Here is a 24,738-nt window from a genome sequence, read left to right as displayed (position 1 = left end):
CTGTCTTCGAGGAGAACACTTTGTGACGACACGCACACGCCTCGACCTTCCGCTCCTTCTCCCGACAGTTCCCGATGAAGCGGATCGCTGTGTCGCGAGGCTGCTTGACGAGCTGACGGAGCACCACGGCGTTAGCGAAGCGCATGTGGTCGGCGCTGCAGAGAGCGAGCCGGCAAAGCTGTGTGTTCATTACGATCCGGAGAAGGTCGGGCTGGCACAGATACGCAAGGCGGCGCGCGCGGCCGGGGCCGCGCTGACCGCTCGCTTTGGGCACATCGTGTGGCAGGTCGAGGGGATCGAGCAGGAGCGGCGGGCGCGAACCGTGGGGGAAACGCTGTGCCGTATCGAGGGCGTGTTCGAAGCCCATGCGACGGGCAGCGGAGCTCTGAGGGTGGAGTTTGACCGGAGCCTCGTCGACGAAGCAGAGATAACGTCGGCGCTTGCCTCGCTCGGCGTAAGTCGCCGAGGCTCTAGTAAACCCGCTACATCGGCTTCGGTCGCTTCTGCCGATCCGGTTACGACCGCGACTGCGACTCCTGCCGGCAAGCACGCGCACGACCACGCTAAAGATGCCGATCACTCCCATGACCATACCGAGGGCGGGGGTCACGCGCACGGCGGCGTATTTGGGTCGAACACCGAATTGTATTTTGCGCTCATCTCCGGCGTCGCGCTAGCTATCGGATTTGCACTGTCCTGGGCCGAGGCCGCGCCGGAGGTTGTCTCCCCTGCGCTCTACCTTGCCGCCTACTTCTTCGGCGGGTTCTTCACTGTCCGCGAAGCTATCGATTCTCTCAAATTGCGCCGCTTCGAGATCGACACGCTGATGCTCGTCGCGGCCGCCGGCGCGGCCCTGTTAGGGGAATTCGCCGAAGGGGCCTTGCTCCTGTTTTTGTTCAGCCTTGGCCACGCGCTCGAGCATTATGCCATGGGGCGCGCCAAGAAGGCGATCGAAGCGCTGGCGGAGCTCGCGCCTCAGACGGCGGTCGTGCGGCGCGGCAGCGCCACCGAGGAAGTGCCTGTTGAGGCGCTGGTCGTCGGCGACATCGTCGTCGTCAAACCCAACGAGCGCTTGCCGGCTGACGGGTTCGTGATCGAAGGCACCAGCAGCGTCAACCAGGCGCCGGTGACTGGCGAAAGCGTTCCGGTCGACAAGCAGCCGGTAGAGGACGCGGCGGCCGCTGCGGCCGCAGCGGACAGCGTCGCGTCCACGTCCAGAATATTTGCGGGCACGATCAACGGCTCTGGCGCACTGGCAATCCAGGTCACCCGTCTCGCCTCTGACACGACATTGGCCAAAGTCGTGAAGCTCGTCAGCGAAGCGGAGACGCAGAAGTCTCCCACTCAACGCTTCACCGACCGGTTCGAGCGCATCTTCGTGCCGGTCGTTCTCGGACTGGTGGTGCTGCTGCTGTTTGCATGGGTCGTGATCGACGAACCCTTCAGTGCCAGCTTCTATCGGGCGATGGCTGTTCTGGTCGCGGCCAGCCCCTGTGCTCTCGCGATCGCAACACCGAGCGCGGTCTTGTCGGGCGTGGCACGGGCGGCGCGCGGCGGGGTGCTCGTGAAGGGCGGCGGGCCGCTCGAGAACTTGGGCGCACTGAGCGCTATTGCCTTCGACAAGACGGGAACGTTGACCGAAGGGCGGCCGCGCGTGACGGATGTCGTTGCGGCGGCCGATGCAACGGAGCAAGAATTGTTGCAGACGGCGGTCGCGGTGGAAGCGCTCAGCGACCATCCGCTCGCCGCGGCGATCGTCCGCGATGGGACGGAGCGGCTCAAGGGCCCGGCCGCGAAGGCGACCGACCTTAAATCGATCACGGGACGCGGTGTCGAAGCCGTCGTCGACGGCCAGACCGTTCACATCGGACGCGACGAACTCTTTGCCGAGGCGGGCGGCGAACCGCTTTCCGATGCAGTGAAGGCCTCGGCGGATGAACTGCGTTCCCAGGGGCGGACCATCATGATCGTTCGCCAGGGCGCGCGGTACCTTGGCGTAATCGGGCTGATGGATACTCCTCGGTCGGCGGCTCCGGCAACGACCGCACGCTTGCGCGAACTCGGCATAACGCGGATGATCATGCTGTCGGGCGACGCGACACCTGTCGCCAAGGCCGTCGCCGCGAGCGTCGGCATCGAGGACGCCTGGGGCGATCTTATGCCCGAAGACAAGGTCGAGGCGATCAAGAAGCTCCGCGCAGCGGAGGGCAAAGTCGCGATGGTCGGTGACGGTGTCAACGATGCGCCCGCACTTGCCACGGCCACGGTCGGAATTGCGATGGGAGCGGCCGGGTCCGACGTGGCGCTCGAAACCGCCGATGTCGCCCTGATGGCCGACGACCTCTCCAAACTACCCTTTGCCGTCGACCTCAGCCGGCGCACGCGGCGGATCATCCGCCAGAACGTGTTCGTCAGCATGGGCGTGGTGGCAGTGTTGCTGCCTGCCACGATACTCGGGCTTGGGATCGGGCCTGCCGTCATTGCCCACGAGGGCTCGACGTTGATCGTGGTCTTCAACGCGCTGCGGCTTTTGGCGTTTCGAGAGGTGCCTTTCGCCGGGCTGCAACCGGCCACGGAGGAGCGCAAGGGATGAGCGAAGCCAATTTCGATCTCGGCTCGGCCGACAAACGAAAGACCCTGTGGCTGGTCCTGGCGCTCAACGTCGCCATCGCCGCAGGCTTTTTCGTGACGGCTTTCCTGGGGGATTCGAATGCACTCCTGGCTAACGGTGTCGACAACTCCTCGGACGCAGTTGTCTATGCTTTGAGCCTGTTGGCGCTGACGCGGTCACGTCGCTGGAAACGAGGCGCCGCGCGTTTCTCAGGCGTGATGCTGCTCATTTTTGCCGCCGGTGTAATGGCCGATGCTGTGCAGCGTTATCTCAACGGATCGACTCCCGGCGGCGCGCTCATGATCGGCATGGCGATCGTGGCCGCTGTCGTAAATCTGTGGTGCCTGCGCCTGTTGAACAAGCTGAACAACAAGGACGTGAATTTGCGCGCGGCAACGACGTTCAGCTTCAATGACTTCGTCTCGAACGGCGGCATCGTCCTTGCGGGGATCGCGGTCATGCTGACAGGGGCGAACTGGCCCGATTTGATTGTTGGCATCGCTGTCGCCTGCATCGCGGTTTATGGTGGGATCGAGATCTTGCGTGATGCTCATAAGGACACCCACCAGTAATTCTCAACCGCTCTGCTCGAGCAGAAAAAGCCGGACCATCCCCCCGGCGTGAGGACAAATTCGAGCGTTCGAGAGATTTCGATCGCGTCGTTAAAGACCAATCCCGCACCAGGTCATATGTGCATACCTTGCCCCAGCAAGACGAGAGCCGCTTCCTTCAGCGACTCCGGCAAGGTGGGATGTGCATGGGTCGTCAGTGCGAGGTCTTCGGCCGTTCCCCCATATTCCATCAACAGCACCGCTTCAGGGATCATTGTGCCGGCGTCGGGGCCAATGATGTGGGCGCCGAGCAGACGATCGGTATTCGCATCCGCCAGCAGCTTGGTAATTCCACGGGTGTCGCCGTTACAGCGCGCGCGGCTGTTCGCCAAAAATGGAAATGTGCCAGACTTGTATTCGACACCAGCAGCCTTCAATTGCTCCTCGGTTTGTCCAACGCTCGCGACTTCGGGCGAGGTGTAGATGACGGCCGGCACTGTATTATAGTCTACCCCAGCGTAGCGTCCGGCGATCCCTTCCACGCACCTCACCCCATCCAAGGTCGTCTTATGCGCGAGCATCGGTCCGGCAATCACATCGCCAATCGCGTAAATCCCTGAAACCTGAGTCTTGAAACCAAGCTCGACCGGAATGCGCCCCTTGGGGTCCAGCGTGATTCCCACCCGCTCCAGTTCCAGGCCGTCGGTGTACGGCCTGCGCCCCACCGCGACGAGTACGACATCGGCGGTGAGCGTCCCGGTTTCGCCGCCTTGAGCCGGTTCGACCGATACGAGCAGGTCGTCAGGGCGCTTCTCGACACTGGTCACCTTGGTTTCGAACTGAAATTCCAGGCCCTGCTGCTTCAGTGCCTTGAGCAGATGCCGCGCAATTTCGCGATCCATGCTGGGGACGATACTTTCGAGGAACTCGATCACCGTGACCTTGGCCCCTAGACGCCGCCAGACGCAGCCAAGCTCAAGGCCGATATAGCCGCCGCCGATCACGACCAGATGCTCTGGCACCCTCGTTAAGGAGAGTGCGCCGGTGTTGGAGACGATGCTCATCTCGTCGATATCGATCCCTGGCAGGTGCGCCACGTCGGACCCAGTCGCGACGAGTATGCCTTTGCTCGCGGTCAGCGATCGGGCGCCGCCTTGGACCAAGTCAACGGTGAGCCGGTCGGCAGCCTCGAACCGCGCGCTTCCTCTCACCCATTCGACGCCGTTTTTCTTCAACAGGTGCTCGACGCCCTTGGTAAGTCCGGTGACGACCTCATCCTTGCGGCTGATCAATTGGCCCAGGTTCAAGGCGACCCCGCCGATACCGATACCGTGCTCCTCCAGTCCCTCGCTCACTTGGGCGAACAATTCCGTGGAATGGAGAAGAGCCTTGGAGGGAATGCAGCCGACGTTAAGACAGGTGCCGCCCAGCGTGGGCCGACGTTCAATGCAGGCGACGCTCATCCCGAGCTGAGCTGCGCGGATGGCTGCTGGGTAGCCCGCGGTGCCACCGCCGATTACGATGATATCGAAGTCGTCGCTCATCCGTGGATCCTTGGTAGCCACATCTTTTGAAGTGAACGCCGCTCATGGCGAACCGGTCCGCAGCAGCCGACGCGCGCTGCTTTGCCCAATGCCACATCGCGATTATATTGAATTGGCGGGGCGGACGCCGGGCGGGATGCTCTTTCGGGCCACTCGCCGATTGTACCAGAAGCCGAACAGCACCGCGGCCAGCATGACCAACTGGGCGAGCACTGACTGCACCGTGGGGGTGAGGCCGAGCAGGTCGATCCGCGGCACGAGTGCGAGGGGCTGCACGTCGATCAACCCCGCCTCCTGAAGGGCCGCTACGCCTTTGCCGGCGAGGACGACGGCCAAGATGGCGATGAGGGCGGAGCTGTACGCGAAGAACCTCGCGATCGGAATTTTCCGGCTGTAACGGAGCATTCCGACGGCGATCACTGCAAGCAGAACAATGGCCGCGAGCGCTCCCGCGGCGACAGCGCCAGAATTGCCCTGGTTCCAGAGCGTTGCATAGAAGAGAACCGTTTCGAACACTTCGCGATAGACGACGAGAAAGGTAAGCCCAAACAGGAACCAGGCAGACCGCTTCGAGAGCGCCTTGCTGAGCCGCTCGTTGATGTAGCGCTGCCATGCCCCGGCCTGGGCTTTCCCGTGCATCCAGATTCCGACCGACAGGAGTATTATCGCAGCCAAGATCGAACCGAAGCCTTCGGTCAGCTCGCGGCTCGCCCCGCTTACACTGATCAAATACGTCGCTGCCGCCCAGGTGGCTACGCCAGCCACCAGCGCTGCCACCCACCCGCCATGAACATAGCCCAGCACATCCTGGCGATCGGCCTTCCTGAGGAACGCGATCATCGCGATAACGAGGAGAAGCGCCTCCAGCCCTTCGCGCAAAAGAATGGTGAAGGCACCCAAGAAGCTGGATGCAGCGCTGGCCTTATCGGGGCTGAGCTGAACTTCGGCGTCTGTGAAGAGGGTCTGTACTATCGCGACCTGCGCTCGCACCTCGTCTACCGGCGCGCCGCGGCCGATGCGGGCGCGCAGCTCGGCCATCGCCCCTTCGATCCGCCTCATCAGCGAAGCATCACGCGCCGTCAGGAGCGGCTCAACGGGTTCGAAACCGTCGAGGTAGGCAGAAAGCGCCAGGTCAGTTGCTCTCGCCCGTTGACCAGCTTCATAGGCGTCGAGCGCCTCCTGCAATCGCTCCTTGGCCAGACTGAGTGAGCCCTCCGGTCCGGAAAGAGCCTCTGGATTGCCGCGCAAGTAGGCGGTGACGGCCCGCGCCTTCTCAGCTCCCAGCTTCTCTTCGAGCTGCGCCGGGGTCATGCCGGCCAAGGCAGTCATGTTTGGGATCAGTCGGCGCAGTGCATCGTCATTCGACCAGGCCGTCTCTCCAGAGCGAGCAAGCTTGTTTGGATACGCGTAGCGGCCAACGTGGAATGCGAGCGCCCATCGGTCATCAGGGCTGAGCTGTGCAAAGGAAGGCATGGCCGTGCCTTCGAGGCCCTGCTCGATGACCTGATAGAGGCCGAAGAGGCTCCGTTCACGCGCTCTAGCCTCGTCGGTGAAGCCGATCGGAGGCGGGTCCATGCCGCCTGCCGCCGAACCTCGCCCGTCGCCCATCGATCCATGGCAGCTGGCGCAGTTCTGAGCATAGAGCGTTGCGCCTCGGCTGAGATCGGGCAGGTTCGACGGGGCAAGCGGCACCGGGTAGGCAGCCAAAAGGACTCTTCCCAGCTCCCGGGCCGACGTGGCGATGCTTTCCGGGGCCGCCTTCGCAGCGATATCGGCCTCGAGTCGCTTTGCTCCTTGCAGCAGGTTTGCCCGCGCTTCGGTTGGCGCTAGCTCGTCGAGGCGCTGGCGCACGCTCGCGGAGAACTCCACCATCTCGACGTATTCGGCCTCGTTCACCACTCGGCCGTCAGAGACCGCACCTGCGTAATCGACTGCGATATAGTCCAGAAGACGCCATATGGTCTGAGCCGGCGCCGTCTGCGCACGGGCCGGAGCGGCGAGGACGCAGCCGAGCAGAAGCGCGAGGGCCAACGCCTTGAGGTAGCGGAAAGTCGTCATGCCTTCGCACGCAACTCGCCGCCAGCGTCTCGGATGATCTCCCACGCCGACTGCAGGAAAATTACGGCAATTACGGCAGCCACGATGATGTCGGGCCACGCGCTGTCGAGGAAGAAGACGAGCGCAGCTGCCGCGATTACCGCCACGTTGTTGATCGCGTCGTTGCGCGAGAACAGCCAGATCGCTCGGGCTTGTGCGTCGCCACCGTCCCGGAAACGAGCGAGGATCAGGGCCGCGGTCACGTTCACGATCAGCGCTGCGATGCCGATGCCCCCCATCAGCTCGGGCTCCGGCGGAATGGCGTTCAGAGCGCGCCAAATGGCCATGGCGATGACGGCGAGGCCGAGCGCGCCGAGAAAGAGCCCCTGTGTTATCGCTATTCGCGCCCGGGTGGATGCCGCCCATCCGAGAGCGAGCAGACCGACGAAAGTGATCGAGCCGTCGCCGAGAAAATCGAGCGCGTCAGCTTTCAGCGCCTGGCTGTTGGCGATGAATCCGCCGACGATCTCGACGAGGCCAAAGCCCACATTGAGGATGACCACCCACCACAGCGCGCGGCGGTACGCGGGATCGGTTTGGGCCCGCTTGGTGTCGCCAGTGCAGCCGCAGCCGTCTGATTCGTTCGCTTCCATTGCCGCTCCCTACAACCTCCAGCCGCTGGAGGATCAAGCCCCTTTCTGCGAATGTGTCGCAATTAATTCCGGAAGGGCTTAATCGCCTGGAAGAGGCTGATCGCACCGGTGGCGGTCGGCACGACGGCTTGAGGTGCGACGGCGGCCTCATCATAGTCGGAAAGGATGCTCTCCAACGCCCCATCTGCGTTTGGCTGCGTGTCTGCCAGGCCGTCGATCCCCTGGACCGTCAGGCGGAACAGCGCACGCATCAACGCGCCGCTTTGGTGAGCGTAATCCGCGATGTGGACTTCGCCACCCGGCCTGATGCTAGCGAACATCGCCGCCACACCCTCTCGTTTGCCCGCGAGCGGAACCTGATGGAAGACCAGGCTCGACACGGCCTTGTCGTAGCTGCCGCCAAGACCGGCGACGTCCCGAGCAAACCCTTGCCGCCAGGCGATCTCGATGCCAGCGGCCTCGGCCTTCTTCCGAGCTAGTGCGAGCACGTGTGGGTCCGGATCGATCGCGGTAATCCGGGCTCCCGGCGCCGCTCGCTTCAACATCAGCGCGAAAGTTCCGGTACCGCAGCCGACATCGATGATCGTCTCGTTGTTATGCGGCGCGACCTGTCGAAGAAGTTCGCTCCGCCAGACGGTCTCACGCGTCAAGAGTCGGATTGCCAGGTCATCGGCACGCGTTAGCCCCGGTCTTCCCAGTGCGGGAGTGAAGTGGTCGCTATCCATCTTGCGGGCGTCTCTACTCCGGCCTTGGCGGCGGCTCTTCGCTCTCCTACATCCTCCAATGACTGGAGGATCAAGCGGAATGTCGAAGATGTTGATGATAGGCGATCTTGCCGCCGCAACCGGAACGAAGGTCAACACGATCCGCTTCTATGAAGAGATCGGGCTGATGCGCCGCGCAGCGCGGACCCAATCAGGCCGGCGGACTTACGGTGCGGGTGACCTGGAACGACTGCGTTTCATCCGGCATGCAAGGAAGCTAGGGTTTGAAACCCAGGAGATCCGGTCGCTGCTCGCGCTGGGTGACGATCCTGAAAGACCATGCGACGAAGTGACGCAAATCGCGGTGCGGCACCTCGACGATGTGAACGAAAAAATCGCCAGGCTCGCGCTTCTGCGCGATGAACTCGAACAAATCGCTCGTTCCTGCGCGGGCGGATTGGTTTCAGAATGCCGGATCATGGATAGCCTTGGCGCCTAGCAGCCCGCCCGCCATCCAGATTGCCTGCGTACACACGGAGATGACGCCACCGCGGGGCAAGCAGGAGCGGAAAAGCCGACTCATTAAGCTGAGCCCGCTGTCCCAGACGACGTTATGGATGATCATTCTAGTCTCGCGGAAATCCAGTGCTCGATTTCATCTTCTGGCCACGCCACCACATAGCCCCCAAGCTGGACCGGTTTCGGAAACCTGCCCTCGGCCATCCAGCGGTAGATCGTCGATCGGCCCAGTCCGACCCGGTGCTTGACTTCAGGGAGGCGGATAAGGCGCGGGACCTTGCGCGGCTCAGGCGCTGCAGGATCGATCGCTTCACCCATGATGGCCTCCCTGGCTGGAGGGGAAACCGTCACCAAGCAGCGCATCCCTGCGTTCGAGTTCCTCGATATGGTCGGACAGGAGCCGGGCGACGCGGTGCGCCGTTCCCTTGGCCCAACGCGGCCTCACATTGTGGACCTGATTTCCCAGGACACGCTCGAGTGCCGACGGCAGTTCGCCGGTAAAATCCTCAAAAAACTGCGCGAGATCCGATTGCAGCCAGGCAATTGCATGATCGCCGCTGCTGACGAGGAACAGCAAGATATGGGCCTGCGGGGTAACGCCGCTCGCGGCAAGAATGCGCAGGGCCTCGCCGAGGCTGGCAGAGCGCTCGCCAGCCAGCACACGGCGCAGGGCATCCTTATGAATCTGCGCGTCGCGCGCGATATCGCAGCGAGTCCGGCCGCTGGCCTCGACTGCGGCAAGCAGCAGCCGGGCGAGATCGGCGCGAACCTGCTGTTCGGCAAGGAGCGCCATGTTGGTCATCGATGGATCCTTTCGTGTGTTGGTGATCGACTCGACGGCTAACCGCGAAGGAAGCCTGTAGGAAAACGAAAAGAACGGAAAGAGAACATAGAGGAAGGAGCGAATCAGCTTCCTACGGCGATTCGCGCGAATTTCGGCTCGCTGATCGCAGTTCGCGGCACGCCGCGCGCAGAAGGCGGCTAAGTTGGCGCACCTGGTCGCAGGGCCAGCGCGAAACTCGGCCCGGACCCTCGTCCATGTCGCTTTTCGCTTGGTCGATGGGGCCAAAGCGCACTCGGCCATTTCCTACACCCCAGCTCCGCGGCGAGGAATGAACATACAGCGAACACGCTCGCTGGTTCGATGTTCAACCTTCCCGGAGTTCCTCCCGATGCTCACCAAGCCGCTCAGCGCCGCCCGTCCCCGGGGCCGCGACTATATTCTTCCCGCCATTGTAGCGTTCGCCTGCGCCGGTGCCGCCTATGCGGGCGCGGACACCACTTTCGATCCGGCGCTGCAGAAGTTCACCGACTTTCTCGAAGGGTCGGGCGGCAAGATCATCACCGTCATGTCGCTCGCCGGCGGCCTCATTGCACTGGCCTCGGGGCGCTTTGCGCTCGGTCAGGTGGCGGTGCCGGTGGGCGTCGGGATCGGCGTCGGCACCGGCGTGCCGATCGTCACCTCGGTCGTGACCGCGGTCATCTGACAGCGGTCGAACGGCAGGAGGGCGGCATCATGGCCGACAGATACCTTGTTCCACGGCGGCTCGACGATCCGGAGCTCATCGGCTTTTGGACCATCGACGAGTTCGCGGGACTTCTCGTCCCGTTCGCCTGGGGCATTCTTGCGCAGCACATCATCATCGGCACGGGCCTATCGGTCGTGACCTGGTTCGCCCTGCGGAAGGCGAAGGCAGGCAATGCTGGGTCGAAACTGGTGCATGCTGCCTACTGGTATCTGCCCGGGAGCTTCCTGGGGTTGAAAGCCACGCCGCCCTCCCATTGCCGCCTGCTGGCCGGGTGAGAGGAGGACAGACATGCAAACCGAATTCGCGCACGCGCAGGCGCAGCGGTATCTCGCCCAGCGCAACCGCTTCGCTGGGCTGAGCGCCATCCTGGCGGCGACCAGCGTGCTGGGCATCGGAGCCGCGATCACCCGCGACGAACAGGTGGTTCTCGTTCCGGTCACCGCCGAGACGCTGACCGTCTCGAGCGGCGGGATCGATACGCATTACCTTGAGCTCGTCACCCGCGATACCGCGCTGATGCTCCTGAACCGCTCGCCCGAAAGCCTCGACTACTGGATGGAGCAGATCCTCAAAGTGGCCGATCCGGCGGCGCACGGCCGTCTCAAGGCCGATCTGGTCAGGATCGTCGACGAGCAGCGCGGCTCCGACGTCAGCCAAGCCTTCGTGATCCGCTCGATGGCGGTCGACACCAAGAGCCTCACCGCAAGCGTCACCGGCACGCTCAAGACCTTCGTCGGAGCGCAGGTGATCGCGAGCCAGGAACGGACCTTCCGCTTTGCCTGGGCGAAGCGCGGGCTTTCGCTCGGCCTCACCGGATTCGAGCAAATTACCACAGACGAGGAGCAGCCATCATGAGCCTCTTTTCCACGCCGCTGAGCGCCGCGCTCGCCGGGACCGGTCTTGCCTGTTTCTGTATCGGCGCGACCCGGATTCCCGACAGCGGCCTGCGCGCGATCGGCGCGGCCTTCGTGGCGGCATCGTTCGCGCTGGTCGCGGTTCCCGCGCATGCGGATCAGTTCATCGAGGCGGCGGACAACGCGACGATCGACTGCGAGCTCGCACGCGGCGAACTGACGCGCATCGCACTGGTCGAGGACGGCTTCGCCAATGTCTCAAAGATCGCCAGCGGCTTTCCCTACAACGATTTTCAGGTGACCCACGAGCCGGTGCGCGGCGACATCTACATTTCGGTGCCGCCGCAGTTCGCCTCGGACAAGGTCAGCTTCTTCGCCACCAGCAAGGCCGGCTACGTTTACCGGTTCGCCTGCCGCCTCGGCGGGGTGGACGCGGGCCAGCTGTTCATCACCAATCCGGCGCTCGTCCGCAGCGAGGCGGCCGAATGGGAACAGGAAAGCGGCCAGAACGAAGCCGCCATCCGTCTGATCGAGGCGATGGCGAGCGATGGGGTGCTGCCCGGCTTCTCGGCGCGGGCCGAACTGTCGCGGCCGCGCCGCACCGGCGCCATCGAGGTTCAGCAGGTCGCGCAGTACGACGGGGCCGCGCTGACCGGCCAGCGCTTCCTCATCCGCAACCGGGGCAAGGAGCCGATCGCGCTCGGCGAGGAACGCGAGGCGCCCGCGGGCGCGCTCGCCTTCGCCTACGGCCGCGACACGCTGCCTCCCGGCGAAGCGACCAGCGCTTTCCTTGTCTTCAGCACTGGAGGGCTCGAGTGATGGTCAACGCATCCGAGGCCGCGCCCGAACGCGCGCAGCACGACACCGGTCATGCCGAAGGCCGACGGACCCTCAACACCCAGATCGCCAGGCGGCAGAAGCTGCTGCTCGCAGGGCTGGGCGCGCTCGTCCTGATCGGTGGGTCGTGGATCGTCTTTGGCGGCGAGGACGATGGCGGCGCCGCGACTGAGGGCGCGGCGACCATCGACACCGGCGGTCTCGTCAACCGCAACCTCTCGCAGCGCGAGTTCGTCGCCACCTACGGCAATCGGCTCGACGCGCAGGGCCGGGCGATCAAGGATCTCCAGGAAACGCAAGTGCCTCGGCCGGCGATCGAGCAGGAGCTCGAAGCGCTGCGTTCCGAAAACGCGCAGATGCGCAGCGACGGTCAGACGGCGATCGATGCGATCTCGGCCGAGAACGCCGCCTTGCGTGGCGAGCTGCAGCAGGTTCGCCAGGCCGAGCCACCGGCACCGGCCGCCCCGCCGCCGACCTATGGGCCGGGGGTCACGCCGCCGCAGCCGCAACAGGGGCCGCAACAGGGCGACGCGCTTGCGTCCGGTCCGCAGGCCGGAGGCCTCAGCACGCTCAGCTTCGGCGAGCCGGGCGAGGCAAAGAGCCGCCCGGCGGTCGAACGCACGCCTGCTCTGATGCTCGAGGCGAGCCGCGACTACCTGCCGCCCAATTCCTATGCCCCGGCGCGGGTGATCGTCGGGGTCGATGCCTCGACCGGCGTTGCCAGCCAGACCGATCCGTTGCCCGTGGTGCTGAGGATCACCGGTCCCGCACGCTCGGTCGTCAGCGGCAAGCGGCTGCTTACCACCGACCTTACCGGCTGCCTCGTCAACGGCGCGGCGCGCGGCGACCTCTCGGCCGAGAAGGTCTACGTCAAGCTCGCGCGGATGACCTGCGCGCAGCCCGGCGGCCGCTACGCGGTGAGCGAGGTCAAGGGCTTCATCGCCTTTGCCGGCAAGTCGGGGGTGCGCGGCCGCGTGGTCAGCCGCGAAGGCAGTCTCGTCGGGCAGGCGCTGCTCGCCGGGATCGTCGGCGGCTTCGGGCGCGGCTTCTCCGCCAATGCCAACGGCATTTTCACCGGGCAGGTGGGCGCCAATGGCCAGCGCGAGGCGCTGTCGCCGACCGACATTCTCGCCGGCGGTTTCGGCCAGGGCGCGGGCGACGCCGCCGACACGGTCAGCCGCTACCTCATCGAACGCGCAGAACAATACCAACCCGTCGTCGAGATGCCGACCGGCATCGAGGTCGAGATCGTCTTTCTCGACGGCGTCCATGTCAGGAGCACCAAGTAACATGAATTTTACGCATACCCGCCCGGGCCTCAAAGCCCGCGCCGCCCATGTCGCGCTCGCGATGACCGGCGCCGCCACGGTGCTGACACTCGGCGTCGCCGCCGTCACCGCGCTTCCCGCCAATGCGGCCGGTCTCGCAAGCGATGTCGCCGCCGCGCTCAAGCTGCGCCTTCCGAAAACGCCGGTCGACGCGCTGACCTGCGACACGCTCGGCCCGTGGTGTGAGGTCGTCTCGGGCGACACGCTGTTCTATATCGACGAGACCGCGCGCTACCTCTTCGTGGGTCGGCTCTACGACATGGAAGAGCGGCGCGATGTTACCGCCGCGCGGCTGCTCGAACTCAATCCCGATCTGCTGGCCGCGGGCGGCGCCCGGGCACGTTCAGAACAAAACGAGACCACTTCGAGCGTTGCGCCGGCTAAAGTCGACTTGGCGAGCCTGCCCGCCGAGGGCGCAATCCGCTGGGGCAACCCGAAAGGCGCGAGGCTGGTGGTCTTCTCGGATTTCCAGTGCGGCTATTGCCAGCGCCTTGCGGGTGAACTCGTCAAGGCGAAGGTCCAGGTCGAGGAGCGCCCGATCTCGATCTTCGGCGCGGCGAGCCGGCAGCTCTCCGAGACGGTGCTCTGCGCGAAGGATCCCACAAAGGCGCTCCACGCTGCCTATGCCGGCGAGCTGGAGGCCAACGGCAAATCCTGCGCCAAAGCCAAAGCGCTCGATGCCAACGAATCCTTCGCGAAGACCAACGGCTTTGCCGGTACGCCGGTCATTGTACGCGCCAGCGACGGCGCGGTGCTCCACGGCTTCCGCGATGCCCAGACGCTGCGCGCGTTCGCCGCGGGCGAAAAAGGGCCGCGGTCATGAGCGCGCGCATCCGCAACCTCGCCTGCGGGATTGTCGCGGCATCGCTGCTCGCCGGCTGCGCCACGCTCGGCGGCAACGTCGAGGGCAATTTCGCCTGCCGCGCGCCCGAAGGCACCTGCGCCCCGACCTCGCTGATCGACGCCCAGGCGACCGGTGTGGCTGCCGGTCAGGAGACGCTGCCCGTCGCTTCCGCACAGGGCCGGACGTCCGTGGGTCGCAGTCTGCGCATCGTGCTTGCCGCGCACCGCGACGAAGCAGGACGCGAGCACGAGGCGCGCGTGGTCCAAGTCGTGCTGCCCGAGCCCGCTGCAGAAGGCTGGCGGCAGCCGAGCGGGACCGGCGAGCTGCTGCGCGCAATCGGCCAGGCGGTCGCTCGCGCGCCGGAGCCCGAGAATTCCCAGGATCCCAACCTCCCCGAATTGCCGGACCAGCTGTTCCTCCCCTCGCAGCCCGGTCCGGCGATACCCGGCGCAGATGCGCCGGAACCCGGGGCACCCGGTCGTAACGCCTCCCCCGGCCGGGTGCCCCATCCGCTTGTCCAACCAGCCCCAGAACAAGGAGACCAGCAGTGAGCTTTTCGCTTGGCGCCGCGCGCGACGCGGTGCTCTCCGGCCTTTTCGCCGATACCGACCGCGCGGAGCATGCCCGTGCGCCGCTGATGCTCGACATGCTGTCGGACTGGCTGCCCTACCGGGTCTATGACGAGCGCACCGGCCTCTACCGCAACCGCGCGTCGAAGGGTTTCGTGCTCGAAGTGACCCCGCTGGTGGGCGCGGACGAGCGCACCGGCGAGATCCTCGGGCAGTTCTTCTCCGAAGGGATGCCGGCGGGCGCCTGCCTGCAGGTGCTCAATTTCGCTTCGCCCCGGATCGGTTCGGTGGTCGGTCCCTGGTTCGCGCCGCGTTACGAGCAGGGCGGGATTTACGAGGCGATCGCGCGGGCGCGCACGCAGCGGCTGTATGATCTGGTCTGGCAATCAGGCTCGGCGCATGCTCCGTTCCACGCGCGCGCCACCCGGCTGATCCTGTCGCTGGGCGTTCCCCTGCCCGGCAATGTGAGCGATGCCGAACTTACCGAATGCCGCGAGGGCTTGCTCGGCATGCTCCATTCGCTGGGATTGCACGCGGCGAGCCTCGAGCCGCACGGCCTCCTGTCGCTGATCGACGAGCTGACCTCGCCGACCACGGCGCGCGAGCCCGACCGGGTAGACTGGAACCGCCACGAGACGCTCGACCTCCAGGCGATCCGCCGCGACATCGAACTCGAGGTCGAGGACGACCGGTTGATCCTGCGCACCGAGCGCTTTCGCGAGACCGGCCGCGACCGCGACGGCGTGCCGCAGGTCGGCGAATGCTATCCCGACCGCTTCGATCTGCGCCACTATGCCGTGCGCTCGACGCCCGAGCGCTGGGCGCCGTGGGAATGCGCGCGCCTCATCGGCGACATGTTCACCGACAAGCTGCGTTTCCCGTGCCCCACGGCGACAATGCTGTGCCTCGTCTATCCCGACCAGGAAGCCGCCGCCGCGCGCGCGGGCTACAAGTTCATGCGCACCACCAGCCTCTCGGACACGAAGAGCGCGCGCTTCCTGCCCCGGCTCGGCGAGCAATCGGCCGAATGGCGCCATGTCCAGGCCGAGCTCCAGGCGGGCAAGAAGCTGGTCAAGCTGTTCTACGGCCTGACCACGATCTCGCCGCTCGGCCAGGGCGACACGCACGAGCGCGTGGTCAAGGCGATCTACAAGGCGGCGGGCTGGGACCTCGCCGACGAGCGCTTTCTCCAGCTCCAGGGGCTGATCGCCGCCTTTCCGCTGAGCCTCGCCGATGGGCTCGCAAGGGACATGACGCGGCTCAAGCGCCTCAAGACCATGCTCTCGACCACCGCGGCGAACATCGCGCCGATGCAGGGCGAGTATCTCGGTAGCGACATTCCGCATCTGCTGCTCGTCGGCCGGCGCGGCCAGCCCTTCTTCTGGTCGCCCTTCGAGAACCGCGCGGGCAACCACAACATCGCCATCTGCGGCAAGTCGGGCTCGGGCAAGTCGGTACTGCTGCAGGAACTGTGCGCGGCGCTACGGGGCGCGGGCGCCAAGGTCGTGGTGATCGACGACGGCCGCAGCTTCGAGCACTCGGTCAAGCTCCAGGGCGGGCGCTTCGTCGAGTTCACGCTCGCCTCGGGCTTCTCGCTCAACCCGTTCTCGATGGTCGACGATGCCCGCGCCCAAAGCGACGAGGATTACCGGCTCGACTGCTTCGCGATGATCAAGGCGATCGTCGGGCAGATGGCGCGTCCGAGCACGGCGCCGAGCGATACCGAGCGCGGCCTCATCGACCGCGCGATTACGCAAGTCTGGGACAGCCTCGGCAGCGGCGGCAGCATCGACGATGTCGCGCATGCGCTCCACTCGACAACAAACGAGGCCGGCAGGGAGCTCGCGACCGCGATCGGTCCGTTCTGCCGCGGCGGCAGCTATGCCGGGTTCTTCTCCGGCAAGGCGAGCTTTGCCTTCGAGGACGATTTCACGGTCTTCGAGATGAGCGATCTTGCTTCACGCGAGGAGCTGCGGAGCGTGGTCCTCTCGGCGATCATGTTCATGACCGGTCAGGCGATGACCCGCTCTTCGCGCTCGACGAAGAAGCTGCTGCTGATCGACGAGGCCTGGGCCATGCTCAAGGGCGGTTCGATGGGCGAGTTCGTCGAGACCTATGCCCGCACGGCGCGCAAATACGGCGGCGCGCTCGCGACCGCCACGCAATCGCTCAACGACTATTACAAGTCGGACGGGGCGCGCGCCGCGCTCGAGAACAGCGACTGGATGCTGGTGCTCCAGCAGAAGGCTGAGACCATCGCCGATTTCCGCAAGGAAGCACGGCTCGAAATGGACGACCGCACCGAGACGCTGATCCGCAGTCTCAAGCGCTCGGGCACCGAATACAGCGAAGTCTACATCAAGGGTCCAGAGATCGAGGCAGTCGGCCGGCTCGTGCTCGACCCGTTCTCGGCGACAATCTTCTCGTCCGATCCCGACACCTATGCCGCGATCCACAAGCATGTCGCCGACGGCATGCCGCTCGACAAGGCGATCGGCCAGGTCGCGGGGATCGCCGGCTCGGCCCGAGGAGCCGCATGATGGTCCTCGACTACGAAACGCCGGTCGATCGCATTGCAAGCGGGCAAAGCCGGGCGAGGCAGATCGACACGAGGTCGCTGGCGCAGGGCACCTGCCTCGTCCTGATCGAGGCCGCGGGATTTGCGATGAACATCGTGCTCGTCGTGCTCGGCCTGCCGCTGTTCGCGTTCCTGTTCCTCGCGGGGTGGGATCTGGGACTGCTGTTCGCGCAGCTCGGCAACCTTGCCGATCACTACCGGCTCGCCGAGCCGGTCGCCCGGCACCTGTTCAGCCAGGACCTCAAGGTCGCGTTCCTGTTTGCCGCGGGTTGTTACGCGCTGCTGCGCCTGCCGGCCTTCCTCCGGCGGCTCGAGCGCCGTCTCGCCGAAGGAGACAGGCGTCATGACTAGACTGCGGCTCCCCCACCCCAGGCTGGCCCTCGGAATCCTCGCGACGCTCGGCCTTGCCGCTGCGCTGCTCTGGGCCGCGTGGATCACGCGCGCGGTGACCGAGAACCCACCGCCGCGGATCGTTACGGTCCGTCTCGCCGAGACCATCGGGAAGTTCGTCGACGAAGCCGCGCGCGCCGATGCCGAGCCGCAGGCCGTGCAGGCGGCGAGCCTTGCCTATCTGAAGGCCGCCGAAGCGTCGGTCGCCGAAATGGGCCGCGACGGACGGGTCGTGCTGGTCGCCGAGGCGGTGCTCGCGGGCGCGGCCGAGGACGCCACACCCGAGCTCGAGCGGCGGATTGCCGCAAAGCTCCAGCAGGAGCCGCGCCGATGAAGCGTCCCTCCATTCACTGGCGCCGCCCGCTTATCCTTTGCGCGCTGTGCGCCTTGCCGCTGGCCTGGGCGCCGCTCGACGCCTTCAGCAAGGACCACGCCCTGCTGCTCAACGCGAGCCCGAGCTTGCCCAACTGGGCGTTCTGGCTGGACAAGCGCGCGCCCATCGAGCGCGGCAGCCTGGTCTTCTTCGAGCCGCCGCCCAGCGCGCTTATCGAAACCCATTTCGGATCGGATCCGCAGATGTTCGGCAAGCGGGTGCTCGGCCTGCCCGGCGATGTCGTGACGCATCACGGCATGGCTGTCCTCATCAACGGCGAGAAGGTCGCGAAGCGCCTCGGCAAGACCCGGCTCGGCGTACCCCTGACGCGAGGTCCCGCAGGAACGATTCCTGCAAACTGCTACTACACCGGCACCGATCATCCACGCGGACTCGACAGTCGCTACGGTGCGATCGGCTTCGTTTGCGCCGGGCAGATCCTCGGCAGCGGGAGGGCGATCCTGTGATCCGCCTCCCGCTTGTCCTGACAATCGCTCTTGCTTTGCCGGCTGCCGCTCAGGCGCGCGACTACGGCCAGCAAGGCGCGGTCTTTCCGGTGATCGAGCGCGATCTGCTCGAGCAGATCCACTCGCGCCTCGTCGCGATGGAAAAATCGGGCGAGACCGCGAAGCTCAACGACCAGTTGAAGCGACGCACGGCGGCGCGCGTCAATCGCCCGGACCCGGTCGCCGGGATCGCGCGCGCGATCGACGATCGCAGCTGGTCGTTCGATCCGACGATCACGCTTGCCGCCGATATCAGGGGCGCGAAGGGCGAGCTGATCCATGCCGCGGGCACCACGGTCAACCCGCTCGACAGCGTTGTATTACGCGCCGACCTCCTCTTCCTCGACGGCGACGACGCGGCGCAGGTCGCCTGGGCGCTCAAGCAGGACCGGCAGGCCAAGTTGATCCTCATCAGTGGCGCGCCGCTCGAGCTGATGAAGGCCCGCCAGCGCCGCTTCTATTTCGACCAGGGCGGCAAGCTCACCGAGCGCTTCGGGATCAGGGCCGTGCCCGCGCGCGTGCGCCAACAGGGCCGACTGCTCGCCGTGAGCGAGATCGCGCTTTCCGCGAAGAAGGAGCCAGCGCGATGAGAGCCCTGCGCAAATTCGCCGCCGCACTGCTCGCTGCCGTGTCGCTGGCTCTGGCGGCGCCCGCCGCGGCCGATGCCGGGCCGGGCAAGTGCACCGGCAGCTTCGTCAACCCGATCACCGATATCTGCTGGTCGTGCCTGTTCCCGATCTCGGTCGGCGGGCTAGAGATCTGGCCCTCGAACCGGCCCGATCCCGACAATCCCGACCTGCCCGTGTGTCTGTGCGGCCTGAGGCCAGGCATCGCGATGGGGTTCTGGGAGCCGGTGCGGCTCGCCGATGTCAGCATGAAGCCCTGGTGCTTCGTAAACCTTGGCGGAATGAAGCTCGATCCCGGCTTCGACATCGGCTTCCGTTCGATCTCCGGGCCGTCGGCGATCGGCGGGGCGAGCCAGTACTATTCGAGCTGGCACGTCCACTGGTACGCCTATCCGCTGATCTACTGGATGGAGATCGTCGCCGATTTCCTCTGCCTCGAGCCCGGTTCGATCGACATTCTCTACATCTCCGAGATCGATCCGCTGTGGCAGGACAGCGAACTCACCGCGATCATCAATCCCGAGGCGGTCCTGTTCGCCAATCCGCTGGCGCTGGCCGCCTGCGCCGCCGACTGCGCGGCGGCGACCGCCAAGCTACCGATCGACGAGATGTTCTGGTGCGCGGGCTGCCAAGGCTCGATGTACCCGATGAACGGCAATGTCTCTGCCTCCATCGGGCACGTGCAAGCCTCGCGGCTCGTGCTCTCGCGCTTCGCCTACAAGCTTCACCGCGAGCTCGTCTCGTGGGGCACGATGGGCTCGAAGGGCCTGTGCGGCAAATACCTGATGCCGGTGATGCGCAAGCAGCAATACCGCTTCCAGGCAACTAATCCCAATCCGGCGACGAGCGGGCGCTACGCCTGCCCGCCGATCGGCACCTCCACCACGCTCCAGGAGCCCGGACAGGTCGTCCCCGCCATCGGCGAGGACATGGGATACCTCGTCTGGCGCAAGAGGAACTGCTGCGCTCTATGACCAAGTCCCTTCTGCTCCTCCCGCTCGTCTTCGCCCTCTCGCTTGGCGGTCTGGCGCTTGCGCAAAGCGCATCGGGCGATCTCGATCTCGATGCGATCCGCGCGCGCGCAGCCGAACATGCCGGCGATGCCGAGGCGCTTGCCACCGCGGTGCGCGAGCGGGCCGATGTGCTCGCCGAGGATGCGCGCAGCACGCAGAACGGCGCGCAGGCCAACCGTGCGGCCTATGTCGAGAGCGTCGGCACCGACCTCACTAATCATGCGCTCGATTTCGACGCAATGGTCCGTGCCCAGGCGCAAGCCGAAACGGCATCGCTGAGCGAAGGACCGCGCTTCATCGCCTTCGCCTCGCTGTCGATGCCGCCCGAGGCCCTCAGGGCGCTGGTGCGCGACATGGGCCGCGCGGGCGGGGTCACCGTCCTGCGCGGGTTTCCGCAAGGCGACAGCGAAGGCTTCAAGAAGCGCCTCGCGGCGATCTGGAGCGACGGCAGCGAAGCCGGATCGCTCGGCGTCGATCCGCGGCTCTTTCGCGCCTTCGACATAAAGGCCGCGCCGAGCTTCGTCATGCTCAGCACCGATTTCAGCCCGTGCGACGGGTTCGATTGCAGAAGCGTGGTCCCGCCGCACGACCGGATCGCGGGCAATGTCAGCGTCGCCCATGTTCTCGAGACCTTCGCGCGAGGCGGCGGCCCCGGCGCGGCGCTTGCGCGGCTTCACCTCGCTCGCCTCGAAGGGGACTGGCCATGACCCGGATGATTGCCGCCGCGCTCGCCATGATCCTCGTTTTGCCGAACGCGAGCACCGCACAGACCACCGAGGCGGCCAAAACCGATGGCAAGCAGACAGCAAGAGACCTGCTAGACACCGCGCGCGACGCGGCTTCGGCGCCCGTCGATGCGAACCGCGTCCCCAATTACGATCCGCAGGCGACGCGCGACTTGCAGGACCTGGCGCAGAACCCCGAGCAGATCGAGGCGCGTGCACGGGCCACCGCAACGACGAACCCGGCGCTGCGCGCGATCCGCGACAGCATGGCCAGCCGCGCCGAGTTCGACCCGCAGGACATCTCGGACATGCTCGCACGGAGCCGCACGATCAGCGAGACCCCGCTCGATTATACCAGCGGCATGGCGGTAGGCGGCGCGCAGGGAACCTGCGTACCGCTTCCTCCCGGCGCCGGATCGGCAGGGACCTACTTTGCGACCTGCAATACCGGCACGCGGATCGACCAGAGCGCCGGCCAGTGCAGGGTTCCGCTCGTCGCAAGCGTTACCCGGCGGCCGCAGTATCACTACCTTTGCAGCAGGTTCGGCGACTTCAACAATTCGGGCGAGCCAGTCTGCGAAGGCTTCGCCGGCGCGAGCTGCCGCGCGACCGGCGAGCGCGAGGGCCGCTGCCTGCAGTGGTTCGACAATGGCTACACGCGGTTCTGCTCGGAACCGGGCGAACCGCTGACCGAGATGACCTGCGACGCTCCGGTGTCGGGCCGGACGCCCTATGCAGTCACAGCCACAACGGATGTAGCTGCCGCCCCCGACGAGAGCCAGTGCGCCGGTTTCGCGAGCAACGGCAATTGCACGCTCGACGCGGAAATCTGCACCGACAGCGCGCCGCAGACCCGGATAGTGGACGGCATCGCGGTCACCCGGCCCTGCTGGGCCTGGCAGCACAGCTATACCTGCGTCACCCGAAGCGCCGCCAGCGACTGCTCCGCGCTTGAGGACCAGGGAAGCTGCCGCTTTGTTCGCGAAGAGTGTTTGAGCGGCGACGAAGCATGCGAGACCTGGGAGCGTGTCTACGAATGCCCGCTTCAGGCCGGTGAAACGGGTGAGACGCAATATGTATGCGACGGCGACGTCTACTGCATCGACGGCTCGTGCGAGACGATCGAGCGCAAGGCGAATGACGAGTTCAAGGATGCGGTGACGGCGCTCCACGCGATGAACGAGGCGCGCGGGCAGTTCGACCCGCAAACGCTGACGCTGTTTCGCGGAACCCGCAACACCTGCTCGTCCAAGGTCTTCGGCGTGCTCAACTGCTGCAAGGGCAAGGGATTCCCGCTCATCCCCGGGATCAGCCTGCTGGTGGCGCTCGGCTGCGATCGCGAGGAAGTCCTGCTGCACGAGCGCGATGCGCAGGGGCTCTGCGCCTATGTCGGCACCTATTGCTCCGACAGCTTCCTCGGCGTGTGTCTGACCAAGAAGAAGGTTTACTGCTGCTTTGAGTCCAAGCTCTCGCGGATCCTGCAGGAGCAGGGCCGGCGGCAGCTGCCCAAGCCCTGGGGCAAGCCGAAGACCGAGACCTGTACGGGTTTCACGCTCGACGAGTTCGCGCGACTCGACCTCAGCCAGATGGATTTCTCCGAAGTCTATGCCGAGTTCACTGACGCCGCGCGGCTTCCGGACGAGCTCGAGACCAGCACCATCATCCAGCAGAAAATCCAGGACTACTACGCAAGGGAGGCACAGTGATGCGCGGCGCCATCAAACTCGCGCTCTGGACGCTTGCAGGCTTGTGCATGGCTGGCCCGCTGGCGGCACAGGACGCAGGTCCTTCAACCGATACGGCCGACGCCCTCTACTGCGCGGAGCGCAAGCTTGGATACTGGTTCTACTGCGTCAGGCCGACGCCCGCGCCTCGCGACGCAGAGCCGCAGGCCCCGCCAAGCGCAACCGAAGAGCTCGACGCGATCACGGGGACGTTGCGCGAACTGAAAGCGCAGGCAATCCTTCACCCCACGCCGGACAATGTCGCCGCCTACATCCGCTTCCAGCGCGAGCAGCTCGACCGCGCCTCACTGTTCTCCGACGTCTGGCAGCGCGCGCTGTGGCAGGACCCGGCACTCGACTACACGCTCGAACGTCCCGTCGGCGCGCTCGCAAAGAAACAGTGGCAGGATACCCGCGCGGCCGAGCGCGACGTCGCTATGGCCCGGCTCTCCGAACGCTATGGCCTGTTCTATTTCTTCGCCCAGACCTGCGGCGCCTGCGAGGTCATGAGCCCGATAGTCAAGGCGGTCGCGTCACGCTGGCGGATCACCGTGCGCGCGATCTCGACCGATGGCGGGCCGTCGCGGCACTTCCCGGATTACAGCGTCGAGAAGGGTCAGCGGCCGCGCATGGGGCTCGAGCCCGGGATCACCCCGGCGGTGGTCCTGTGGGACAGCGTCGGAAAGCGCCCGATCCCCATCGGCTACGGCGTGCTCTCGGCCGACGAGCTGCAGGACCGCATCTATCTCCTCACCTCGAAGGAAGCCGGACATGACTACTAAGCTCAGAACCATTGCGCTTGCGCTGGCCGCCACGAGCATGGTCGCCGCTCCGCTTGTTGCCCCCGCCTCGGCAAATGTCGGCGACAGCATGGACCGGTTCATGGATGACATGGGCGGGGCGGCGAACGTCACCGGGCCGACCGCCTTCGAAGGCCAGTCGGCGGGCTACTACAGCATGGGCAATGTCTGGACGCGCTTCCCGCAGAAGACGACCAACATCGCCAATCTCCAGCTGCCGCGTGCGCGCGCCGGCTGCGGAGGGATCGACATCTTCGCCGGCTCCTTTTCCTTCATCAATGCCAGCGAGATGGTCGCGCTGCTGAAGGCGGTCGCCAACAACGCGGTCGGCTTCGCCTTCAGCCTCGCGATCGATACGATCTGCCCCGAGTGCAACAAGATCATGCAGGAGTTCAGCCAGAAGGCGCAGCTCATGAACGAGCTGTCGATCAACTCCTGCGAGATGGCGCAAGGGCTGGTCGGGGGCGTGTGGCCCAAGGGCGATCTTGCCGACAAGGCGATCTGCGAAGCGATCGGCAATTCCGAAGGCATCTTTACCGATTATGCTGCGGCCAAGCATGGCTGCGGCACCCGGGGGCAGCGCGCCTCGACCAACGAGAATGGCGGCGAGGACTTCGCCGACGTCAACCCAGGGGTGCCGCGCAACTACACCTGGCATGTTCTCAAGCAGAGCGCCTTCTTCAACCCGGGCGGCACCTTCGACCGTGAGCTTGCCGAGTATGCGATGACCTTGATCGGAACGGTGATCTACGTGCCGCCCAAGGACGAGGAGCCCGGCAGGTTCGTGCCCTTTGCGGGCGACGCCTCCTCGACGCTGGTGACCGCGCTGCTCGACGGGACGCAGGGCCAGAGCGTGCGCGTGTTTCAGTGCGACGAGCCCGACCAGTGCCTCAATCCGAGCTTCCAGCAGCTGAGCCTTCCCAGCGCGAAGGCGATCAGGCCACGCGTCGCTCTGATGATCGGCAACATGGTCGAGGCCATCCGCACCGATACCGCGATCGGCGAGACCGAAATGGAACTGCTCCAGGTTGCCTCGCTGCCGCTCTACAAGATCCTCACCGTGCAGGCGGCGTTCGGACGCGGTATGGCGACCGACGACCGGGCGACTCTCGCCGAAGTCGCGAGCATCGATCTGCTCCACGCGATCCTCGAGCGGATCGTCTCCGAAGCGGGCCGTTCGATGGCCAGCTTTATTGCCGCCGACGAAGCGAAGCTCGCGCTGTGGCGCGCGCAGGTGGCGGAGGTGCGCAGCCAGCTCGCGCATCGGCAGGCCAACGGACAGGCTCGCATCACCGCAATTGTCCAGATCATCGAGAAGACCGCGATGATCGAGAACATGCTTGCCGCCTCGATGTCACCCTCGATGGCTGCGGCGCTCGACTGGTCGCGCGGGCTGCAGTCGCGCTCGATCGTACCGTAAGGG

At 65.7% G+C, this 24,738-nt stretch carries 26 protein-coding genes; 20 read left to right on the top strand and 6 right to left on the bottom strand.

Translation table 11 applies throughout. The annotated features are described in order from the left end of the window. Positions 1-22 precede the first annotated feature (22 nt). Together AR323_RS07325 and AR323_RS07320 are read left to right on the top strand one after the other, a co-directional pair. Positions 23-2,593: a heavy metal translocating P-type ATPase gene (locus AR323_RS07325; RefSeq protein ID WP_057883319.1), complete on the top strand. Its 2,571-nt coding sequence runs from the start codon at positions 23-25 to the stop codon at positions 2,591-2,593. Beyond that, positions 2,590-3,183 (top strand): cation diffusion facilitator family transporter, encoded by a 594-nt coding sequence (locus AR323_RS07320; protein ID WP_057883318.1) that lies wholly within the window; start codon positions 2,590-2,592, stop codon positions 3,181-3,183. Before AR323_RS07325 ends, AR323_RS07320 begins: the two co-directional genes overlap by 4 nt. Before the next feature lie 113 nt (positions 3,184-3,296). Here AR323_RS07320 and lpdA read toward each other — a convergent pair whose 3' ends face one another. The 4 genes from lpdA to AR323_RS07300 all read right to left on the bottom strand — a co-directional run bounded on the left by lpdA (position 3,297) and on the right by AR323_RS07300 (position 8,121). Beyond that, positions 3,297-4,706, bottom strand: a complete 1,410-nt coding sequence (gene lpdA, locus AR323_RS07315) for a dihydrolipoyl dehydrogenase (RefSeq protein WP_057883317.1) — start codon at positions 4,704-4,706, stop codon at positions 3,297-3,299. Between the two features lie 102 nt (positions 4,707-4,808). Further along, on the bottom strand, positions 4,809-6,764 hold the full coding sequence (locus AR323_RS07310; protein WP_057883316.1) for an FTR1 family protein: 1,956 nt from the start codon (positions 6,762-6,764) through the stop codon (positions 4,809-4,811). Continuing rightward, positions 6,761-7,396: a cation transporter gene (locus tag AR323_RS07305; protein WP_057883315.1), complete on the bottom strand. Its 636-nt coding sequence runs from the start codon at positions 7,394-7,396 to the stop codon at positions 6,761-6,763. The genes AR323_RS07310 and AR323_RS07305 overlap by 4 nt, the downstream gene beginning before the upstream one ends. A gap of 62 nt (positions 7,397-7,458) precedes the next feature. After that, positions 7,459-8,121 (bottom strand): class I SAM-dependent methyltransferase, encoded by a 663-nt coding sequence (locus tag AR323_RS07300; protein WP_057883314.1) that lies wholly within the window; start codon positions 8,119-8,121, stop codon positions 7,459-7,461. Between the two features lie 79 nt (positions 8,122-8,200). On the opposite strand from AR323_RS07300, the gene AR323_RS07295 reads away from it, so the two are divergent. Further along, positions 8,201-8,599, top strand: coding sequence for a MerR family transcriptional regulator (locus tag AR323_RS07295; RefSeq protein WP_057883313.1), 399 nt, complete (start codon positions 8,201-8,203; stop codon positions 8,597-8,599). A 122-nt stretch (positions 8,600-8,721) separates the two neighbouring features. Here AR323_RS07295 and AR323_RS07290 read toward each other — a convergent pair whose 3' ends face one another. Both AR323_RS07290 and AR323_RS07285 read right to left on the bottom strand, forming a co-directional pair. Then, on the bottom strand, positions 8,722-8,937 hold the full coding sequence (locus AR323_RS07290) for a helix-turn-helix transcriptional regulator (protein WP_057883312.1): 216 nt from the start codon (positions 8,935-8,937) through the stop codon (positions 8,722-8,724). Next, entirely contained in the window at positions 8,930-9,421 is a 492-nt protein-coding gene (locus AR323_RS07285; protein WP_057883721.1) for a hypothetical protein, read from the bottom strand. Before AR323_RS07285 ends, AR323_RS07290 begins: the two co-directional genes overlap by 8 nt. Positions 9,422-9,791: 370 nt before the next feature. Here AR323_RS07285 and AR323_RS07280 point away from each other — a divergent pair, with 370 nt between their 5' ends. From AR323_RS07280 to AR323_RS07200, 17 genes are read left to right on the top strand one after another with little or no spacing between them, the layout of a single operon-like run. Continuing rightward, a complete protein-coding gene (locus AR323_RS07280; protein WP_057883311.1) occupies positions 9,792-10,106 on the top strand; it encodes a hypothetical protein in 315 nt (104 codons plus the stop codon). Between the two features lie 29 nt (positions 10,107-10,135). Further along, positions 10,136-10,423, top strand: a complete 288-nt coding sequence (traL, locus tag AR323_RS07275; protein ID WP_057883310.1) for a type IV conjugative transfer system protein TraL — start codon at positions 10,136-10,138, stop codon at positions 10,421-10,423. 13 nt (positions 10,424-10,436) lie between these two features. Then, the gene (locus tag AR323_RS07270; protein WP_057883309.1) at positions 10,437-11,003 is read left to right on the top strand and encodes a type IV conjugative transfer system protein TraE; all 567 of its coding nucleotides are present in this window, start codon (positions 10,437-10,439) and stop codon (positions 11,001-11,003) included. Further along, positions 11,000-11,821, top strand: a complete 822-nt coding sequence (locus AR323_RS07265) for a type-F conjugative transfer system secretin TraK (RefSeq protein ID WP_057883308.1) — start codon at positions 11,000-11,002, stop codon at positions 11,819-11,821. The genes AR323_RS07270 and AR323_RS07265 overlap by 4 nt, the downstream gene beginning before the upstream one ends. Further along, positions 11,821-13,128 (top strand): TraB/VirB10 family protein, encoded by a 1,308-nt coding sequence (locus AR323_RS07260; RefSeq protein ID WP_057883307.1) that lies wholly within the window; start codon positions 11,821-11,823, stop codon positions 13,126-13,128. The genes AR323_RS07265 and AR323_RS07260 overlap by 1 nt, the downstream gene beginning before the upstream one ends. 1 nt (position 13,129) lies before the next feature. Then, positions 13,130-13,990 carry a DsbC family protein gene (locus AR323_RS07255; protein WP_057883306.1) on the top strand — a complete coding sequence of 287 codons (861 nt, stop codon included), beginning with the start codon at positions 13,130-13,132 and terminating at the stop codon, positions 13,988-13,990. Beyond that, on the top strand, positions 13,987-14,562 hold the full coding sequence (locus AR323_RS07250) for a hypothetical protein (RefSeq protein WP_200956688.1): 576 nt from the start codon (positions 13,987-13,989) through the stop codon (positions 14,560-14,562). Before AR323_RS07255 ends, AR323_RS07250 begins: the two co-directional genes overlap by 4 nt. Beyond that, positions 14,559-17,120: a type IV secretion system protein TraC gene (traC, locus tag AR323_RS07245; RefSeq protein ID WP_057883305.1), complete on the top strand. Its 2,562-nt coding sequence runs from the start codon at positions 14,559-14,561 to the stop codon at positions 17,118-17,120. Before AR323_RS07250 ends, traC begins: the two co-directional genes overlap by 4 nt. Further along, entirely contained in the window at positions 17,117-17,509 is a 393-nt protein-coding gene (locus tag AR323_RS07240; RefSeq protein ID WP_200956687.1) for a hypothetical protein, read from the top strand. The genes traC and AR323_RS07240 overlap by 4 nt, the downstream gene beginning before the upstream one ends. Further along, positions 17,502-17,882, top strand: coding sequence for a TrbI F-type domain-containing protein (locus tag AR323_RS07235; protein ID WP_057883304.1), 381 nt, complete (start codon positions 17,502-17,504; stop codon positions 17,880-17,882). The genes AR323_RS07240 and AR323_RS07235 overlap by 8 nt, the downstream gene beginning before the upstream one ends. Further along, entirely contained in the window at positions 17,879-18,388 is a 510-nt protein-coding gene (locus AR323_RS07230; RefSeq protein WP_057883303.1) for a S26 family signal peptidase, read from the top strand. Before AR323_RS07235 ends, AR323_RS07230 begins: the two co-directional genes overlap by 4 nt. Then, positions 18,385-19,017 carry a type-F conjugative transfer system protein TraW gene (gene traW / locus AR323_RS07225; RefSeq protein ID WP_123321792.1) on the top strand — a complete coding sequence of 211 codons (633 nt, stop codon included), beginning with the start codon at positions 18,385-18,387 and terminating at the stop codon, positions 19,015-19,017. Before AR323_RS07230 ends, traW begins: the two co-directional genes overlap by 4 nt. Further along, complete coding sequence (gene traU / locus AR323_RS07220) at positions 19,014-20,027, top strand: conjugal transfer pilus assembly protein TraU (RefSeq protein WP_057883302.1); 1,014 nt, start codon at positions 19,014-19,016, stop codon at positions 20,025-20,027. The genes traW and traU overlap by 4 nt, the downstream gene beginning before the upstream one ends. Beyond that, on the top strand, positions 20,024-20,773 hold the full coding sequence (trbC, locus tag AR323_RS07215) for a type-F conjugative transfer system pilin assembly protein TrbC (RefSeq protein ID WP_123321791.1): 750 nt from the start codon (positions 20,024-20,026) through the stop codon (positions 20,771-20,773). Before traU ends, trbC begins: the two co-directional genes overlap by 4 nt. Next, on the top strand, positions 20,770-22,497 hold the full coding sequence (locus AR323_RS07210) for a conjugal transfer protein TraN (protein WP_057883300.1): 1,728 nt from the start codon (positions 20,770-20,772) through the stop codon (positions 22,495-22,497). Before trbC ends, AR323_RS07210 begins: the two co-directional genes overlap by 4 nt. Before the next feature lie 47 nt (positions 22,498-22,544). Then, positions 22,545-23,297 (top strand): conjugal transfer protein TraF, encoded by a 753-nt coding sequence (locus AR323_RS07205; RefSeq protein ID WP_235510527.1) that lies wholly within the window; start codon positions 22,545-22,547, stop codon positions 23,295-23,297. Then, entirely contained in the window at positions 23,287-24,735 is a 1,449-nt protein-coding gene (locus AR323_RS07200; protein WP_057883298.1) for a conjugal transfer protein TraH, read from the top strand. The genes AR323_RS07205 and AR323_RS07200 overlap by 11 nt, the downstream gene beginning before the upstream one ends. The last annotated feature ends 3 nt before the right edge of the window (positions 24,736-24,738 follow it).

The organism is Tsuneonella troitsensis, from assembly GCF_001441535.1.
GTDB classification, from domain to species: domain Bacteria; phylum Pseudomonadota; class Alphaproteobacteria; order Sphingomonadales; family Sphingomonadaceae; genus Tsuneonella; species Tsuneonella troitsensis.
The sequence above is the reverse complement of the archived record's forward strand: the minus strand, read 5'-3'. Positions and strand labels throughout refer to the sequence as shown.

Coding starts and splice junctions, on each gene's coding strand:
- AR323_RS07305 (WP_057883315.1), bottom strand. CDS start 7,396: ATGGAAGCGAACGAATCAGACGGCTGCGGCTGCACTGGCGACACCAAG.
- AR323_RS07290 (WP_057883312.1), bottom strand. CDS start 8,937: ATGGGTGAAGCGATCGATCCTGCAGCGCCTGAGCCGCGCAAGGTCCCG.
- AR323_RS07285 (WP_057883721.1), bottom strand. CDS start 9,421: ATGACCAACATGGCGCTCCTTGCCGAACAGCAGGTTCGCGCCGATCTC.
- AR323_RS07200 (WP_057883298.1), top strand. CDS start 23,287: ATGACTACTAAGCTCAGAACCATTGCGCTTGCGCTGGCCGCCACGAGC.
- AR323_RS07265 (WP_057883308.1), top strand. CDS start 11,000: ATGAGCCTCTTTTCCACGCCGCTGAGCGCCGCGCTCGCCGGGACCGGT.
- AR323_RS07280 (WP_057883311.1), top strand. CDS start 9,792: ATGCTCACCAAGCCGCTCAGCGCCGCCCGTCCCCGGGGCCGCGACTAT.
- AR323_RS07205 (WP_235510527.1), top strand. CDS start 22,545: ATGGCTGGCCCGCTGGCGGCACAGGACGCAGGTCCTTCAACCGATACG.
- AR323_RS07295 (WP_057883313.1), top strand. CDS start 8,201: ATGTCGAAGATGTTGATGATAGGCGATCTTGCCGCCGCAACCGGAACG.
- AR323_RS07255 (WP_057883306.1), top strand. CDS start 13,130: ATGAATTTTACGCATACCCGCCCGGGCCTCAAAGCCCGCGCCGCCCAT.
- AR323_RS07310 (WP_057883316.1), bottom strand. CDS start 6,764: ATGACGACTTTCCGCTACCTCAAGGCGTTGGCCCTCGCGCTTCTGCTC.
- trbC (WP_123321791.1), top strand. CDS start 20,024: ATGACCAAGTCCCTTCTGCTCCTCCCGCTCGTCTTCGCCCTCTCGCTT.
- traL (WP_057883310.1), top strand. CDS start 10,136: ATGGCCGACAGATACCTTGTTCCACGGCGGCTCGACGATCCGGAGCTC.
- traU (WP_057883302.1), top strand. CDS start 19,014: ATGAGAGCCCTGCGCAAATTCGCCGCCGCACTGCTCGCTGCCGTGTCG.
- AR323_RS07250 (WP_200956688.1), top strand. CDS start 13,987: ATGAGCGCGCGCATCCGCAACCTCGCCTGCGGGATTGTCGCGGCATCG.
- AR323_RS07240 (WP_200956687.1), top strand. CDS start 17,117: ATGATGGTCCTCGACTACGAAACGCCGGTCGATCGCATTGCAAGCGGG.
- AR323_RS07300 (WP_057883314.1), bottom strand. CDS start 8,121: ATGGATAGCGACCACTTCACTCCCGCACTGGGAAGACCGGGGCTAACG.
- AR323_RS07210 (WP_057883300.1), top strand. CDS start 20,770: ATGACCCGGATGATTGCCGCCGCGCTCGCCATGATCCTCGTTTTGCCG.
- AR323_RS07270 (WP_057883309.1), top strand. CDS start 10,437: ATGCAAACCGAATTCGCGCACGCGCAGGCGCAGCGGTATCTCGCCCAG.
- AR323_RS07260 (WP_057883307.1), top strand. CDS start 11,821: ATGGTCAACGCATCCGAGGCCGCGCCCGAACGCGCGCAGCACGACACC.
- AR323_RS07320 (WP_057883318.1), top strand. CDS start 2,590: ATGAGCGAAGCCAATTTCGATCTCGGCTCGGCCGACAAACGAAAGACC.
- AR323_RS07230 (WP_057883303.1), top strand. CDS start 17,879: ATGAAGCGTCCCTCCATTCACTGGCGCCGCCCGCTTATCCTTTGCGCG.
- AR323_RS07235 (WP_057883304.1), top strand. CDS start 17,502: ATGACTAGACTGCGGCTCCCCCACCCCAGGCTGGCCCTCGGAATCCTC.
- lpdA (WP_057883317.1), bottom strand. CDS start 4,706: ATGAGCGACGACTTCGATATCATCGTAATCGGCGGTGGCACCGCGGGC.